The organism is Vibrio sp. SCSIO 43132 (assembly GCF_019904195.1).
In the GTDB taxonomy this organism is placed as follows: domain Bacteria; phylum Pseudomonadota; class Gammaproteobacteria; order Enterobacterales; family Vibrionaceae; genus Vibrio; species Vibrio nigripulchritudo.
Genome location: NZ_CP063199.1, coordinates 1868243 through 1883714, shown reverse-complemented (window position 1 = coordinate 1883714; position 15472 = coordinate 1868243). Strand labels below are relative to the sequence as shown.

General features: G+C 44.9%; 7 protein-coding genes and 5 pseudogenes. 4 read left to right on the top strand and 8 right to left on the bottom strand.

The features are described from left to right. Window positions 1-59 precede the first annotated feature (59 nt). Window positions 60-395, top strand: a pseudogene (locus INR79_RS08455) (IS3 family transposase); the annotation flags it as partial. 427 nt (window positions 396-822) lie between these two features. On the opposite strand, the gene INR79_RS08450 reads toward INR79_RS08455, so the two are convergent. The 5 genes and pseudogenes from INR79_RS08450 to INR79_RS08430 all read right to left on the bottom strand — a co-directional run bounded on the left by INR79_RS08450 (window position 823) and on the right by INR79_RS08430 (window position 6097). Next, on the bottom strand, window positions 823-1710 hold the full coding sequence (locus INR79_RS08450; protein WP_223096816.1) for an NAD(P)-dependent oxidoreductase: 888 nt from the start codon (window positions 1708-1710) through the stop codon (window positions 823-825). 298 nt (window positions 1711-2008) lie between these two features. Continuing rightward, a complete protein-coding gene (locus INR79_RS08445) occupies window positions 2009-3760 on the bottom strand; it encodes a sodium:solute symporter family transporter (RefSeq protein WP_223096814.1) in 1752 nt (583 codons plus the stop codon). A 329-nt stretch (window positions 3761-4089) separates the two neighbouring features. After that, window positions 4090-4713, bottom strand: coding sequence for a bifunctional 4-hydroxy-2-oxoglutarate aldolase/2-dehydro-3-deoxy-phosphogluconate aldolase (locus tag INR79_RS08440; RefSeq protein WP_223096812.1), 624 nt, complete (start codon window positions 4711-4713; stop codon window positions 4090-4092). Window positions 4714-4791: 78 nt separating this feature from the next. After that, window positions 4792-5724 (bottom strand): sugar kinase, encoded by a 933-nt coding sequence (locus tag INR79_RS08435; RefSeq protein WP_199480093.1) that lies wholly within the window; start codon window positions 5722-5724, stop codon window positions 4792-4794. 34 nt (window positions 5725-5758) lie between these two features. Further along, a pseudogene (locus INR79_RS08430) lies at window positions 5759-6097 on the bottom strand (cupin domain-containing protein). 422 nt (window positions 6098-6519) lie between these two features. Here INR79_RS08430 and INR79_RS08425 point away from each other — a divergent pair. Both INR79_RS08425 and INR79_RS08420 read left to right on the top strand, forming a co-directional pair. Then, window positions 6520-8689 (top strand): annotated as a pseudogene (locus INR79_RS08425) (heparinase II/III family protein). 2 nt (window positions 8690-8691) lie between these two features. Beyond that, complete coding sequence (locus INR79_RS08420) at window positions 8692-10857, top strand: heparinase II/III family protein (RefSeq protein ID WP_223096810.1); 2166 nt, start codon at window positions 8692-8694, stop codon at window positions 10855-10857. Between the two features lie 91 nt (window positions 10858-10948). On the opposite strand, the pseudogene INR79_RS08415 reads toward INR79_RS08420, so the two are convergent. The 3 genes and pseudogenes from INR79_RS08415 to INR79_RS08405 all read right to left on the bottom strand — a co-directional run bounded on the left by INR79_RS08415 (window position 10949) and on the right by INR79_RS08405 (window position 14323). Further along, window positions 10949-11977: pseudogene (locus INR79_RS08415) on the bottom strand (metal-dependent hydrolase). Between the two features lie 186 nt (window positions 11978-12163). Continuing rightward, window positions 12164-13523, bottom strand: a pseudogene (locus INR79_RS08410) (MATE family efflux transporter). A gap of 83 nt (window positions 13524-13606) precedes the next feature. Beyond that, window positions 13607-14323 (bottom strand): FadR/GntR family transcriptional regulator, encoded by a 717-nt coding sequence (locus INR79_RS08405; RefSeq protein WP_223096808.1) that lies wholly within the window; start codon window positions 14321-14323, stop codon window positions 13607-13609. A gap of 316 nt (window positions 14324-14639) precedes the next feature. Between INR79_RS08405 and INR79_RS08400 the strand changes: the two genes are divergently transcribed. Beyond that, complete coding sequence (locus tag INR79_RS08400) at window positions 14640-15356, top strand: FadR/GntR family transcriptional regulator (protein WP_223096806.1); 717 nt, start codon at window positions 14640-14642, stop codon at window positions 15354-15356. The last annotated feature ends 116 nt before the right edge of the window (window positions 15357-15472 follow it).

Below are 15472 nucleotides of genomic sequence, written 5' to 3'. Positions count from 1 at the left end.
TTAAGCTTAGGGCGTCTGTTTATAAAGAGGACAGATAAATCGCCCCGAAAACTCTTTATGCGCTTTCAATGACCTTTTTCCGCAGTGGATCCCCCGAGTAGGTTATCGTTCACAATGATCGAGGTAGTCAGTATTGTTCAAAAGACTATAAAGACCTAATAACTACTTATAATCTTAAGCAAAGTATTAGCGGATAAAGGAAACTGCTGGGACAACGCTTGTGTTAAGAGCTTCTTCAATTCAATGAAAGTTGAAGCTATCCAATATGATCAGATCGCGACGCGAGATGCACCAGGCGATCTTCGAATACATAGAGGTTGATTGTAATCGGACGAGAAGACAGTGCTCTTGGGTATCTCAGCCCAATTAACTTTGAACAACAAAATGTCGCTTAATTATGCGTCCAGTCTGGCTGGATCAGATCACTGTGTTATCAACACGAGTATCAAACATACAAAGATTTAACTTATCATTATCCAGCTTTAGCGGCTGACCTTTTGAAGCCACAAAGAAACGTAGCAAAGCAAACTCTCAAATTAGACGGTGAAATGAGAGCAATAGAAATGGTACTTTCGCTATCAAGACTAAGTCAGTCTAGTATTAAGGTGAGATAATTTTAGACAAAGAAGCCATTGGAATGGGGCACATACAGTGGGATTCGAAACACGCATCATAGTGAAGATAAAATCAATATGCCACAGCTGACTGAAAAGAAAAGCATCGTCAGATTTATCTTCTTCCCACATAGAAAAAGAGCAAGCGACTTACACCACTTGCTCTCTTCTTATTTTTGTTGATCGCTTTGCCTATTTGAAACTGGCGTTATTTCGCTTCAGCTTCAAGTTTTAGGAAGTAATCAAAAATTACTGGTACGTCGTTGTTCGCTAGACCAGTATCTACCGCTGCTTGCAGACTCTTAGATGTGCCTTCTGCGATTAAAGACTGTGTACCTAGATCAGAAACCATCTCTAGGAAGTAACCAAGGTCTTTGTTTGCGTTTGCAATTGAGAAACCTAGCTTCTCTTCGCCGTCTACCGCGTAGAACTTACAGAACTGCATGAACGGTGAGTTGGATGGACCAGCAGACATAATGTCGAACAGTTGCTGACCATCAACGCCCGCTAGTTTAGCAACCGCAAATGCTTGAGACATTGTTGCAACTGTTGTCATACCCATAAAGTTGTTTACAAGTTTAGTCGTGTGACCTGCGCCAAGTGCGCCTAGGTGGAACACGTTTTCACCCTGCTCTTCTAGAACCGACTTCACTTTGTTAAACGTGTCGATGTCACCCGCAGCCATGATATTCAATAGACCATCTTTAGCGTGTGCTGGAGTACGACCAAGAGGAGCATCAATCATACCAGCGCCTTTTTGTGCCAGGTCTTCACCAATTTTCTTAGTCGAAGCTGGGATAGAAGTACCAAAGTCGATTAGCGTTTTGCCTTCAGACATACCCGCTAGGATACCTTCGTCGCCGTAAACCACTTTCTCAACAACTGCAGATGTAGTCAGACATAGCATCACGATATCGCTGTTTTCTGCTAGCTCTTTACCTGTACTTACTGCTGTCGCTCCACGCTCAACACATACCGCTACCGCATCTTTGTTTAGATCCATCACGTTTAGTTGGTAACCACGTTTTTGTAGGTTCTCAACCATGTTGCCGCCCATAAGGCCCAGACCGATAAAGCCGATAGTAGGTTTAGTCATTTTTGCCTCCAAATGCATTATTGTATGATTATATAACTAGAATAATATTGTTATATAATCATTAGATCAATCATAAAATACGTCGAGATAGACAATAGAGCGCCTTTTTGCGATCAAAAACGTCACTCATTCCTTTATTTATGGTCATCTCTTTTTAAAATGTTTTTGAAACTTTCTCTTTGACCTAGCTATTAAATCATACATATAGTACAAGCTTTGCCAAATCAGGAGCCAAAACATTAGATGAAAAGCCAGTCAGTCTCCGTGACTGGCTTTAGATTTGAATGACGAGTACAGGTTACTCCTGACTAGCCAGTTGTTGCTTTGGGTTATTTGCCGCATTCACCAGCAGTACCCCAACGGTTAGGACCATAGAACCACACAGTAGGAACAGTAGTCGTCCTGTTGGCTCGTTTGGAATCAGAGCCATTGCCAATATACCAAAGCCCGCTACGCTGATAAGTTTGCCAAGCATGCCACGTTGTTTTGTATCTAGGTTCTGCTGCTCTTCGCTGTCTGCCACAATTGGTGTGTTCCAGTTCTTGAACAGTTGGTCTACTTCTATCTCACGCTCTGGTGTTAGGCCTTTGTAGAAGCGAGTTGTTAGTAGGAAGAAGCCACCAGTAAAGACAACATGTGCTGCTAAGCTCAAGCCTACTTTAAGGTCAGCCCACTCACGACCAGTCAACACTTGCTCTAGACCAAAGATGCGTTCTACGTCCTCCGCTTGTAGTGATATGCCGAAGATGTAAGAAACAAAGCCACCGACAACCAAGGTTGCCCAACCTGCCCAGTCTGGCGTTTTACGAACCCACATACCTAGCAGCACAGGAATCAGCATTGGGAAACCAATCAGTGCACCCACGTTCAGTACAATGTCGAACAGACTTAGGTGACGCAGAGAGTTAATAAATAGACCAATACCGATAATGATAAGACCCATCATAATAGTGGTTAGCTTGCTGACGATAACCAACTCTTTTTGTGAAGCTTGAGGGCGTACAATCGGGCTGTAGAAGTTCATCACGAAGATACCTGCATTACGGTTTAGACCTGAGTCCATCGAAGACATGGTCGCCGCAAACATCGCTGACATCAGTAGACCAACCATACCTGCTGGCATAACGTTTTGTACGAACGCTAGGTAAGCTGCATCGCCACCCACGGAGCCATATTTCTCGGCGAAGTCAGGCATAAATGCCGCTACGTACCAAGGAGGAAGGAACCAGATGATAGGACCAACAATCATTAGCACACAAGCAAGACCTGCCGCTTTACGCGCGTTTTCACTGTCTTTCGCACATAGGTAACGGTAAGCGTTGATGCTGTTGTTCATTACACCGAACTGCTTAACAAAGATGAACACAACCCAAAGGATAAAGATACTAACGTAGTTCAGGTTGTTACCCAGCATGAAGTCTCCGTGGAAGTTCGACACGATGTTACCAATACCACCGCCGTGGAAGTATGCCGCTACCGCACAGGTAATGGTCACTGCCATGATAACCAGCATTTGCATAAAGTCAGACGCGACAACTGCCCAAGAGCCACCCGTTACAGCCATTAGCATTAGAACTAAACCAGTAACGATGATGGTCGCTTCCATAGGAATGTTGAAGACCGCTGCTACGAAAATTGCAAGACCGTTCAACCAAATACCGGCTGAGATCAAGCTGTCTGGCATACCAGCCCAGGTGAAGAACTGCTCTGAAGTCTTACCAAAACGCTGACGAATTGCTTCAATCGCTGTGACTACACGTAATTGGCGGAATTTTGGAGCGAAGTAAAGGTAGTTCATAAAGTAGCCAAATGCGTTGGCCAAGAATAGGATTACAACAACGAAACCGTCGTTGAATGCGCGTCCTGCGGCACCTGTAAACGTCCATGCTGAAAACTGTGTCATGAAGGCAGTAGCACCTACCATCCACCACAACATCTTGCCTCCCCCTCGGAAGTAATCACTGGTTGAGGTAGTGAACTTCCTGAACATCCAACCAATTGCGATTAAAAAGAAGAAGTAGGCAAGAACAACAAGAGTATCAATAGTCATTTTTTCAGCCTTTTAAGTATCATCATTAACTGACTCTTAGATTACTCCAATTAAACTTTATTTGTACTACAATATGTTTTTATTGTGATCTAAAACATAACTATTTTAGTGGCTAAAATCACCTAAATAGCGGTAAATCTGCCCTTTAAATGGCAAAAAAACCAGAAAACCTTAGTATACCGAGATGTATTGTAATACAAATGAAAAATTAAAAACTTGTATAAGCATGGAATAGTTTCGAGAGTTTAATTTTGTTTGGCGATAAAAAAAGCGGACCCTGAGGCTCGCTTTACATTCTTTTCGCTAATTCTATCGGGGCGCTACGACACTTATGCTACGTGAGCGACTGCGTCACGAACCAATGTACCTAGTTCATCCCACTTGCCTTCATCGATAAGCTTTGTAGGAACCATCCAAGTACCGCCACATGCCAGCACTGAAGGAATAGACAAGTACTCATCTACGTTACCTAGGCTCACACCACCTGTTGGCATAAATTTTACTGGGTAAACTGCCGTTAGTGCTTTAAGCATACCAATACCGCCAGATGGCTCAGCAGGGAAGAACTTAAGTGTACGCAGCCCCATTTCCATCGCTTGCTCAACAAGGCTTGGATTGTTTACGCCAGGTACAATAGCTACGCCCTTGTCTAGGCAGTATTGAACCGTACGAGGGTTAAAGCCTGGGCTAACAATAAAGTCCACACCGGCTTCAATCGCTTGGTCAACTTGTTCATTAGTTAAGATTGTACCCGCACCAATCAACATTTCTGGGAACTCAGCACGCATAGCACGAATCGCTTCTGCAGCACACTCTGTGCGGAACGTGATTTCAGCGCAAGGCATACCGTTTTCAACCAAAGTGCGACCTAGAGGAATCGCATCTTCTGCTTTGTTGATGGCAATAACAGGAATTACTTTTAGGTTTGCTAATTGTTCGTTTAATGTCGTCATAAGAGTGTACTCATCGTCGTTAACTTGAGTTCAATAAATCACTGCGGAGCGCCGATTATTCAACACTCCGCAAAAGAATTACAAAGGAAGATCGGGCATCACTTCACGTGGAATGATGGCACCTTTGTGCTGAATAACCTCACCAGCCATACAATGACCAGAGTAAGCCGATTCAGCCGCATTACCACCAGTCAAACGCTTCGCCAAAAAGCCTGCACTGAAAGAGTCACCTGCTGCCGTCGTATCAATCACGCTATCGACTTTGTTTGGCGCCACGTATTGCGCTTCGCCATTCGCCACAACCAAGCAATCTTTGCTACCACGTTTGATGATGATTTCATCCACGCCCAGTGCAGAGGTTCTTTCAATACATTGCTCTAGGTGCTCATCACCATACAGCATTTGCTCATCTTCAAATGTGAGTAGAGCAATATCGGTAAACTTAAGAATCTTAAGGTACCAAGACATGGCACTCTCTCGGCTTTCCCACAATTTAGGACGGTAGTTATTATCGAAAATAACCTGGCCGCCTTGCGCTTTAAAGCGTTCGAGGAATGCAAACAACTGCGTCTTACCTTCTTCAGTAAGAATCGCTAATGTAATGCCACTCAGGTAAACCGCATCATAAGAATAAAGCGTGTCGACTAGTGCCGAAGATTCGTTCTGTTCAAACAAAAACTTTGCTGCTGCTTCATTACGCCAATAGTGGAAGTAACGCTCGCCTGTCTCATCCGTTTCGATGTAGTAAATACCCGGCTGTTTACCATTAACAGTCAACACTAAGCTGGTATCAATACCCTCTTCTTGCCATGCTGAAAGCATTTCTTGGCTAAAAGGATCATTACCCAGGGCAGTTACATAGCTAGTTTTGATATCGTGAGCTTTCGTCAAACGGGATAAGTAAAGAGCGGTATTCAACGTGTCACCACCGAATGACTGACGCAACTGACCTTCCTTTTTCTGTAGCTCAACCATACATTCGCCAATGATCGCGATATTTAATGATTTCATACTGTCACCTTAGCAACTGAGGTTGCGCTATACGTTACTTTAAGAAGTCTTCACGAGCTGGGTTGAAGATATCCAGAAGAAATGCTGTCTTGCTCTAGTGCAACCGCGCCATGCATCATGTGCTTACGAGCAAAATACGCGTCACCCTCTTTCAGTACTTTCTTTTCGCCTTCGATTTCTGCTTCAAAGCTGCCACGTACTACGTAACCGATTTGGATCGTGAATCTCATGCGTATGTGGAGCACCAATCGCACCTTTGTCAAAACATAGGTGAACAGCCATCAGATCATCTGTGTAAGCAACAATTTTACGCTTGATACCGCCGCCTAACTCTTCCCACGGGTTTCTCATCTAATACAAAGAAAGAATTCATCGTCATACTCCTAAAAAGTCTCTATTAAAGCGAACCCTACTGCACTTCATTCTTAGCCATGCTTTTACAAGAAGGTTCTCTTAAAAAACCGTCATGTTGATAAAAGTGAAACGCAAAGCGAAAGGGGTCTGCTGTCGAATTGGTAAAGAGCATATCCGATCCATTTTAATTGTCATACAATATATCTAAAAATATGTGATATCCATCAAATGGAGAGACCTAAAGCATTCCACTTAGCGATTGATAACGTAGAAACATCAGCCACACAAAGGATTTCCACCACATTAAAAATCAATAAGTTAACTAAAATCACGTGATTTCACTCTCCCTTTTTGCCACAAAAACTACACCCAAACTTAATATTGTATTACTTTATAGAAAGTTTAAGAAAACAACACACTTCATCTGAGGGTGGTAAAGAAATGACTACACAACCGATTTTGTTGACTGGAAGCAGAAGTCGAACTACTAAGAAAGGAAGTCGGAAAGCCGAGCTTAATGGGCAAATCCATTGAAGCGAATCGCAAGGAACTTGAAGCCTTTATGCGTCTGCCTCTAGACGTACCAGGTCACGGCGAAGCGGGTGGCTACGAGCACAACCGCCACAAACAAAACTATACCTACATGAACTTAGCGGGTCGTTTGTTCTTGATCACTCAAGAAGAAAAGTACGCGCAGTTCGTTAAAGATCTTCTCGCTATTTACGGCAGAGAAGTACCTCACCTTTGATTTCCACGTACAGAAAAACACTAACCCTACAGGTCGTCTTTTCCACCAGATCCTTAATGAACACTGTTGGTTAATGTTTACTAGTCTTGCCTACTCATGCGTGGCATCAGTGATGACAGAAGAAGAGCGCACTGCGGTTGTTGAGCGCATTTTCGAACCAATGCTAGACATGTTCACCGTGAAATACGCGCACGATTTCGACCGTATTCACAACCACGGTATCTGGGCAGTGGCGGCTGTTGGTATTTGTGGTCTAGCTATTGGCAAACCTGAATATCTAGAGATGTCTGTGTATGGTCAAGATCGTGATGATACTGGCGGCTTCCTAGCGCAAATCTCACAACTGTTCGCACCTTCTGGTTACTACATGGAAGGTCCGTACTACCATCGTTATGCGATTCGTCCAACTTGTGTATTCGCAGAAGTGGTACACCGTCACATGCCTGAAGTAGACATCTACAACTACAAAGACAAAGTGATTGGCAACACAGTACAGGCGATGCTGGCAACAGCTTACCCGAATGGTGAGTTCCCAGCCCTAAACGACGCGCATCTCGTACCATGAGCATTACCGATATGGGTGTTCAAGTTGCAGTGAGCGTTTACAGCAAGCACTACGGCTTGGATGACAACATTCTAGGCATGGCGAAGATTCAAAACGCCGTTTGGATGCACCCATGCGGTCTAGAGCTTTCTCAAGCTTACGATAAAGCAATCGCAGACCGTGAAATCGGTATACCTTTCTGGCCAAGTGTGGAACTTAACGAAGGTCCAACTGGCAACAACGGTGCACAAGGCTTTATCCGTATGCAGGATAAAACCGGTGATGTGTCACAGCTTGTGATGAACTACGGTCAACACGGCATGGGACATGGTAACTTCGATACGCTTGGCATTACCTTCTTCAACCGTGGTCAAGAAGTGCTGCGTGAATACGGCTTCTGTCGCTGGGTAAACGTTGAGCCTAAATTCGGCGGTCGTTACCTAGACGAAAACAAATCGTACGCACGTCAAACTATCGCGCATAACGCGGTAGCGATTGATGAGCAATGTCAGAATGGTTTCGATGTAGACCGCGCTGATTCAGTGCACGGTTTGCCTCACTTCTTCAAAGTGGAAGGCACTGAAATCAACGGTATGAGCGCGTTTGCGAACGACCACTACCCGAACACAGACATGCAGCGCAGTGTGTTCATGCTTAACCTAGATGAACTTGAAGCACCGCTATTGCTAGACCTTTACCGCATCGAAGGTGAAGGCGAGCATCAGTACGACTACTCTCATCAATACGATGGTCAAATCGTACGTACTAACTTCGATTACCAAAGCTTTGGTGAACTGAACACGCTTGGCGATGACTTCGGTTACCAACACCTTTGGAAAGTAGCAAGCGGCAAAGTGCAAGATATGGCGCTAGTTAGCTGGCTACAAAACAGCACCTACTACACTTGGTTAGGCACAAGCAGCAGCGCGAAACAGAACGGCGATAATGAAGTGATCTTCACTCGCACTGGCGCCAATGACCCAAGCTTTAACCTACGTAGCGAACCGGCATTCATTCTGCGCAGCAAGGGCGAATCGACGCTATTTGCTTCTGTGCTAGAAACACACGGCTACTTCAATGAAGAGTTTGAGCAATCGGTGAATGCACGTGGTCAGGTGAAAGATATCCGCGTCGTGGGTTACAACGCCGTTGGTAGCATCGTAGAAATCACGACTGAAAAATCACTGGTTACTGTGATGATCAGCAATGTTCTAGGCGCTGACGACCAAACCCCACACCAAGTAGAAATGAACGGTAAAACCTACAGCTGGAATGGCTTCTACTCTCTAGAAGTGAACGCATTCGGGCAGGAGAAATAATAATGAGCTACCAAACCCAGTCTTACCAACCGCTATTAATGAACTTTGAAGAAGCGGCAGAACTAAGCAAAGCACTTGGCACGGATAGCCTATTAGGAAATGCACTAGCACGTGACATCAAACAAACTGACGCTTACATGGCAGAGGTCGGTATTGAAGTTCCAGGTCACGGCGAAGGCGGCGGTTACGAGCATAACCGTCACAAGCAAAACTACATCCACATTGATCTAGCGGGTCGCCTATTCCTTATCACTGGCGAACAAAAATACCGCGATTACATCGTGGACATGCTAACGGCTTACGCGAAGGTTTATCCGACGCTAGAGAGCAACACCAGCCGTGACTCTAACCCTCCGGGCAAGATCTTCCACCAAACTCTGAACGAGAACATGTGGATGCTATACGCGTCTTGTGCGTACAGCTGTATTTACCATACCTTGGAAGAAGAGCAAAAATCACTGATTGAGAACGACCTGTTCAAGCAAATGATTGAGCTGTTCGTGGTAACTTACGGTCACGACTTCGACATCGTACACAACCACGGTCTGTGGGCAGTAGCAGCTGTAGGTATCTGTGGTTACGCAATTAACGATCAAGATGCAGTCGACAAAGCGCTTTACGGCTTGAAACTGGACAAAGTCAGCGGCGGCTTCCTAGCGCAGTTAGACCAACTGTTCTCGCCAGACGGCTACTACATGGAAGGTCCTTACTACCACCGTTTCTCGCTGCGTCCAATCTACCTATTTGCAGAAGCGATTGAGCGTCGTCAGCCTGAGCTTGGTATTTACGAATTTAACGACTCGGTCATCAAGACCACGTCTTATGCCGTATTTAAGACGGCATTCCCAGATGGTACTTTGCCAGCGTTGAACGATTCATCGAAGACGATTTCGATCAATGATGAAGGCGTAATCATGGCTACGTCAGTATGTTTCCACCGTTACGAGCAATCTGAAACGCTACTTGGTATGGCAGACCACCAGCAAGACGTTTGGGTTCATATCTCAGGTAAAACATTGTCTGACGCAGTTGCAGCCGCAGATAACATCAAACCGTTCAACTGGGGTAGCCTATTCGTAACAGACGGTCCAGAGGGCGAAAAAGGCGGCGTAAGCATTCTTCGTCACCGTGACGAGCAAGACGACGACACAATGGCGCTTATCTGGTTTGGTCAGCACGGCAGCGATCACCAGTACCATTCAGCGCTAGACCACGGTCACTACGATGGTTTACACCTGAGCGTGTTTAACCGCGGTCATGAAGTGCTGCACGATTACGGCTTTGGTCGCTGGGTGAACGTTGAGCCTAAGTTTGGCGGTCGTTACATTCCAGAGAACAAGTCTTACTGTAAGCAGACGGTCGCGCACAACACAGTAACGGTTGACCAAAAGACACAAAATAACTTCGACACAGCGCTAGCAGAAACCAAGTTCGGTTCTAAGCACTTCTTCAAAGCTGATGACGAAAAACTGCAAGGCATGAGCGGTCGCATCTCTGGTTATTACAACGGCGTAGACATGCAGCGCAGCATCATTCTTGCTGAGTTGCCAGAATTCGAAAAACCGCTTGTGATTGATGTTTATCGCATCGAAGCAAATCAAGAACATCAATACGACCTTCCAGTGCACTACTCTGGTCAAATCATCCGTACGGATTTTGAATACGATGTCGAAAGCACGCTGCGTCCAATGGGCGAAGACAACGGCTACCAGCACCTATGGAACATCGGTTCTGGTCAAGTCGAAGGCAATTCACTGGTAAGCTGGTTGCACGACAACAGTTACTACTCGCTAATCACAAGCGCAACAAACGGCGGCAAAGTGTTCTTCACTCGCACAGGCGCAAATGATCCAGACTTCAACTTGAAGAGCGAACCAGCACTGATCTTACGTCAATCTGGTCAGAACCACGTGTTTGCTTCTGTGCTAGAGACACACGGTTACTTCAACGAGTCTATCGAAGCATCGGTTGGCGCTCGTGGCCTAGTTGAGTCAGTAACCGTCGTTGGCAACAACGAAGTGGGTACTGTGATTCGTCTGCAAACCACAACAGGCAACGCTTATCTGTTCGCTATTTGCAACTTAGATGAAGACAAGCAAAACGCCGCACATCGCGTTGAGTTCGACGGTGTGGCTTACACTTGGGAAGGCGCATTCGCACAAGTTTAATCTTTAGCTAGTCACTAAAAATTAATGTAAAAAATCGGGAACTAATTCAAAGCCGGGCATCATGCTCGGCTTTTCTTATCTCGGTGTAAAATTATGAACTTACGTTGGTTTTACTTGATTGTAGGTTAGCATCAATACTCTGATCGCCCTTTAGTCTTTCCCAAAGTTGCCCCATCAATTCAAAGCTACGTTCACTCGGATAACGCTGTGTGGAGTCCAGCAATTACCATTCTCCCCTTTCACTCTTTTCGGCAAATATAAACTCAAACGCAAGATTGTTAGACATACCTAATCGTAGGTCCGTGACAATCAAGGCATCGCCTTCAACACTATAGTTAAGGTAGTTGTGCGAAAATGCTTTCAATCCAATGAGTGTTTCAGGTTGCACTTCTAATGGCCATTCGCCCAAAGAGTGAGAAATAAAATCAATATTATCGTTACCATCTTACACGGAGGCTAAACCTTCCCAATACTTACCCTCGTCCATAACGACCACGCGCCATAGCAGGGTATTAAAAGGCGTTGGCGTAATCAAAACTTGTTGGTTTGGTAGATTTTGTGCACTCAAATTCTGTTTAACTCTGGATGCAATCATCTGCTGAGAGGCATATCCCCACACTAAATACAACGTTGAAATCAGTAACTCAGTTTGACACCAACGCCCGCCGCTGCTTTTCGAGAACAGCGCAACACCTATCGCAAACAACAAAGGTAACGTATAGAGAGGGTCAATAATAAACACGTTTCTCAACTCAAAATAGCCCTCAAATGGCAAGATCAACTGAGTGCCATAAGTGGTCATCGCATCCAACAGGGTGTGAATAACAAACACGCTGGCCGTGAGGAAAAACACACGCGCAAGTGTCCAAAACGAATCTGGGCGCAAACGGCAATAGAGCCAGGAAATCAACAAAACGAAAGGAGGTAACACAAGTAAAGAGTGAGTAAAGCCGCGATGTCTGATCGTATTTTGCACCGCATCGCCATAATCCAGTATGCCATCTAAGTCGGGCAATGTACCTAAAGCTGTACCCATTAAAAGCACTTTAACATTGCACTTCTTGCCTCCGATAACCCCTGCGACTGTGACCCCTGAGGCTGCTTGAGTGATTAAGTCCATCTATTTCATTATTAAATAACTAGCATTGAAAACTAATCGGCTAAGCGAATAGCGTCAAACACAACTGCCTTTTCTGCTCGGCTATTTACGAACTTTCACTTAATAATAGATCAGTCGGAAAACTGAGAATGCTGCACGGACCATAGAATTTAAGAAACCCTTACAGTTAGGGCTTCGAATAAGCGGCTAGTCATACATCAGCTTATCGGCTTTACTGATGTCAAACTCATTAAGCGACTTTCTGGCTAAATGTCTAAAAGGCAGTGCTTTGACCATCTCTTCAAACGGTAGAATCGCAAACGCCCAGAATATAGGCGCATCCAGCCCAATCACGACTAACGCACACAGTGGCAGTGACACCACCCATTGACCAATGAAGTTAATTTTAAATACCGCAGTTGTTTTACCGAGAGCTCTGAGTGCATGTCCATGCACCGCGTTATAGCCTCTGACAATGGGTAGGAAGATATACAGCGGCGCAATCACAGCCAATGCTTGATAGGTATCGGCTTCTAGATCTGGATAAAGGTCGGGTAAAAACCAACTTAAAATGAAGAAAAACAGTGCCGATACCATCGAAATAGCCACCGCCATATCAATACTGACATCGACATTTTTTTCTTAGGTCGTCAAGCTGGCGCGAACCAATCGCTTGGCTGATCGTAATGGCCGACGAATGCGCCCACGCCGTAATAAATTGCATACCCATTTTTATCCACGGCATCACTATCGTCATCGCTACGTAGGCATAAAGTGACATCTGCGAGAAAATCAACATATAGATGGTCGCACCCGCTTGAAGCATGGTTACATTAGCGGCAACAGGAAATATTTCTTTGAAGTGATTTCGGACATTTGTCTTCAATAAGGCGTCTAAGCATCGGATGTCCAGCATCAGTGATGATGTCATCTTAATGCACAGTGACAAGAAGATGAATCGCACGCTAATCGCAACCAAAGTGCCCGCAGCCGCGCCCTCAACACCCATACCTGAGTAACCCATCGATCCATGAATCAACACATAAGACACGACAACATTGACGGGGAGCTCAATCAAGTAGCCTTTAAACGGTACCTTGGTACGACCTAGAGCATTGAATAGTGCGATCATCACTTGCGTTGTTGCGTTGAACAAGATGATGTATTTTGCAACGGCAAGGTAACGCTCAGTTTCCGCGATAAGAGGCGGCTCATCGGTAAGCAATGCGATAAACGAAGCGCCCCTTATTGAAAGCGAAATCCAAAACAGCAGTGCAATCGCCATGTTGATAGATAGCCCAGCCCAAAACCCTCGGTTTAAACTGTCACTGTTAGATGAACCAAATGCTCGGCTTAATACCAATTGAGAGCCATTGGCTAAGGCCATTTGTACGCCCAAAACAAAGGCAACTATGGTAGAGGCGATCCCCATTGCAGCAAGGGAGATTTCACCTAATGGAGAAACTAAAAACGTATCGATCATCAGCATTGATTGCATCAAAAGTGCATTCAGCGCCAACGGCCAAGCGAGCGAAAGGTTCTTTTTTACATACGGCGTAGAGGTCATAGTAAACTTATGTTGGGTGTTTCAAAGGAATGCTCTGCCAGGAGAACCTTCCTATTTTGGGTTTACTCGGGATGAACAAACGCTTAACCGTTCACCACTAGAGCTAACTTTTGATTCTCATCATTAAGCAATATTTGAGAAGCAATACGCGCTTCATTTGGGTCACCAGCCATAATGGCATTGTAAATACGTTGGTGCTCTTCTAAGCAGAAACGACCACCCTCGGCAGACTCATCAATGAACTGTTTGAATATGGTCGATAAAATATTGCTGAACGGAATGTAAAACTGATTACCAGTACAAAGAAAAATGGTTTGATGAAACAGATGATCATTCTCTGTCCATGCTTGATAATCGTAGCTTTGCGCAGCAATGCTCATCGCCTGAAAAATAACGGAAAGAGACTTTCGCTGGCTCGCAGAAGCGTGTGTTGCCGCCAGCGCACATGCTTCAGGCTCAATCGCTTTACGCAACCCGAGGAACTGCCCCAAGAACGGTGCGGTATCTTCTAGGTCTTGTATCCACTCTAGCAATTGAGGATCAAGAAAGTGCCAGAGCTGACGGGGTCTCACCGTCGTACCGACTTTAGGCTTAGACTCAATAAGCCCCTTTGCCGACAGCAACTTAGTCGATTCTCTAAGTGCGGTGCGGCTCACTCCAAATGCTTCGCACAATTCAAGTTCACTGGGTAGCTTTTCTAGTTCTGCTATCTCTCTCGACAATATCTTGCGCGCTAATTGTCGTGCTATCTGAACGTGAATCTTGCGACTGGAGTTTTCTACCAACGAAAACGTGGCCATAACTGGCTCCTATAAAATGACGCCAGATAAATCATACAATACTATCATTTAATAGCAAACGATCAGATCTCATATTCCGCTATTTGTTAGTGATAACAACACTAGCCTGAACCATTTAGTGTTCAAATAGAAATGAGATTCACTTAGTATCAACTTGGAATGACGCTTTGTATCGCATGCAGGGACGGGACGATTTATTTTTACCAAAGGTTAAGTTTGTGAATCAAAGATTGCTTTAAGAAAAGAGTGCTTGGTGCGCCATAGTCCAAGTGCTAGAATTACACTTAAATAATACATATCAATTATAAGTTAGATTATGACTGGATCGTTTAGCTCTATCTCAGGCTCAAAACGCAGCCTGCACGTTCAAGTGGCGCGTGAGATTGCACGTGGTATCTTATCTGGCAAGTTATCTCAAGGCTCTATCCTTCCTGGTGAAATGGACCTGTGTGAGCAATTTGGTGTTAGTCGTACCGCATTGCGAGAAGCGGTTAAACTGTTAACGTCAAAAGGGTTACTTGAATCTCGCCCAAAAGTCGGCACTCGTGTTATTAATCGCGCTTACTGGAACTTCCTTGATCCGCAATTAATTGAGTGGATGGATGGTCTAGCCGATACCGACCAGTTTTGCGGTCAGTTCTTAGGTCTACGCCGTGCTATAGAGCCCGAAGCCTGTGCCCTAGCCGCAAAACATGCCACTGCGGAGCAACGTATTGAGCTATCAGAAACCTTCCAGAAGATGGTCGAAGTGGCAGAGGCCCCTGAATTTGACCATGCCAAATGGATGGAAGTCGACACAAAATTCCATAGCCTGATTTTCAATGCAACAGGTAATGACTTCTACCTTCCGTTTGGTAATATTCTAACGACCATGTTTGTTAACTTCATCGCGCACTCGTCAGAAGAAGGCAGTACATGCATCAATGAGCACCGTCAAATCTACGATGCAATTATGGCGGGTAACAGTGACAAAGCACGTCAAGCTTCAGCAAACCATCTAGTAGAGTCGAACCACCGCATTGCAACGGTCTAGTTGATCGGGACTTCAAATTCTAAGCACGCTCTCTGGCGTGCTTTTTTGTATCGAGCGCCATGGTTTAACCAAATTTTGATGCATTCAATGCCATAAGAGATATAATAATACAATTA

Bases quoted from the DNA above. Each gene is read 5' to 3' on its own strand.
- INR79_RS08450 (WP_223096816.1), bottom strand. From the start codon at position 1,710: ATGACTAAACCTACTATCGGCTTTATCGGTCTGGGCCTTATGGGCGGC.
- INR79_RS08400 (WP_223096806.1), top strand. From the start codon at position 14,640: ATGACTGGATCGTTTAGCTCTATCTCAGGCTCAAAACGCAGCCTGCAC.
- INR79_RS08435 (WP_199480093.1), bottom strand. From the start codon at position 5,724: ATGAAATCATTAAATATCGCGATCATTGGCGAATGTATGGTTGAGCTA.
- INR79_RS08440 (WP_223096812.1), bottom strand. From the start codon at position 4,713: ATGACGACATTAAACGAACAATTAGCAAACCTAAAAGTAATTCCTGTT.
- INR79_RS08405 (WP_223096808.1), bottom strand. From the start codon at position 14,323: ATGGCCACGTTTTCGTTGGTAGAAAACTCCAGTCGCAAGATTCACGTT.
- INR79_RS08420 (WP_223096810.1), top strand. From the start codon at position 8,692: ATGAGCTACCAAACCCAGTCTTACCAACCGCTATTAATGAACTTTGAA.
- INR79_RS08445 (WP_223096814.1), bottom strand. From the start codon at position 3,760: ATGACTATTGATACTCTTGTTGTTCTTGCCTACTTCTTCTTTTTAATC.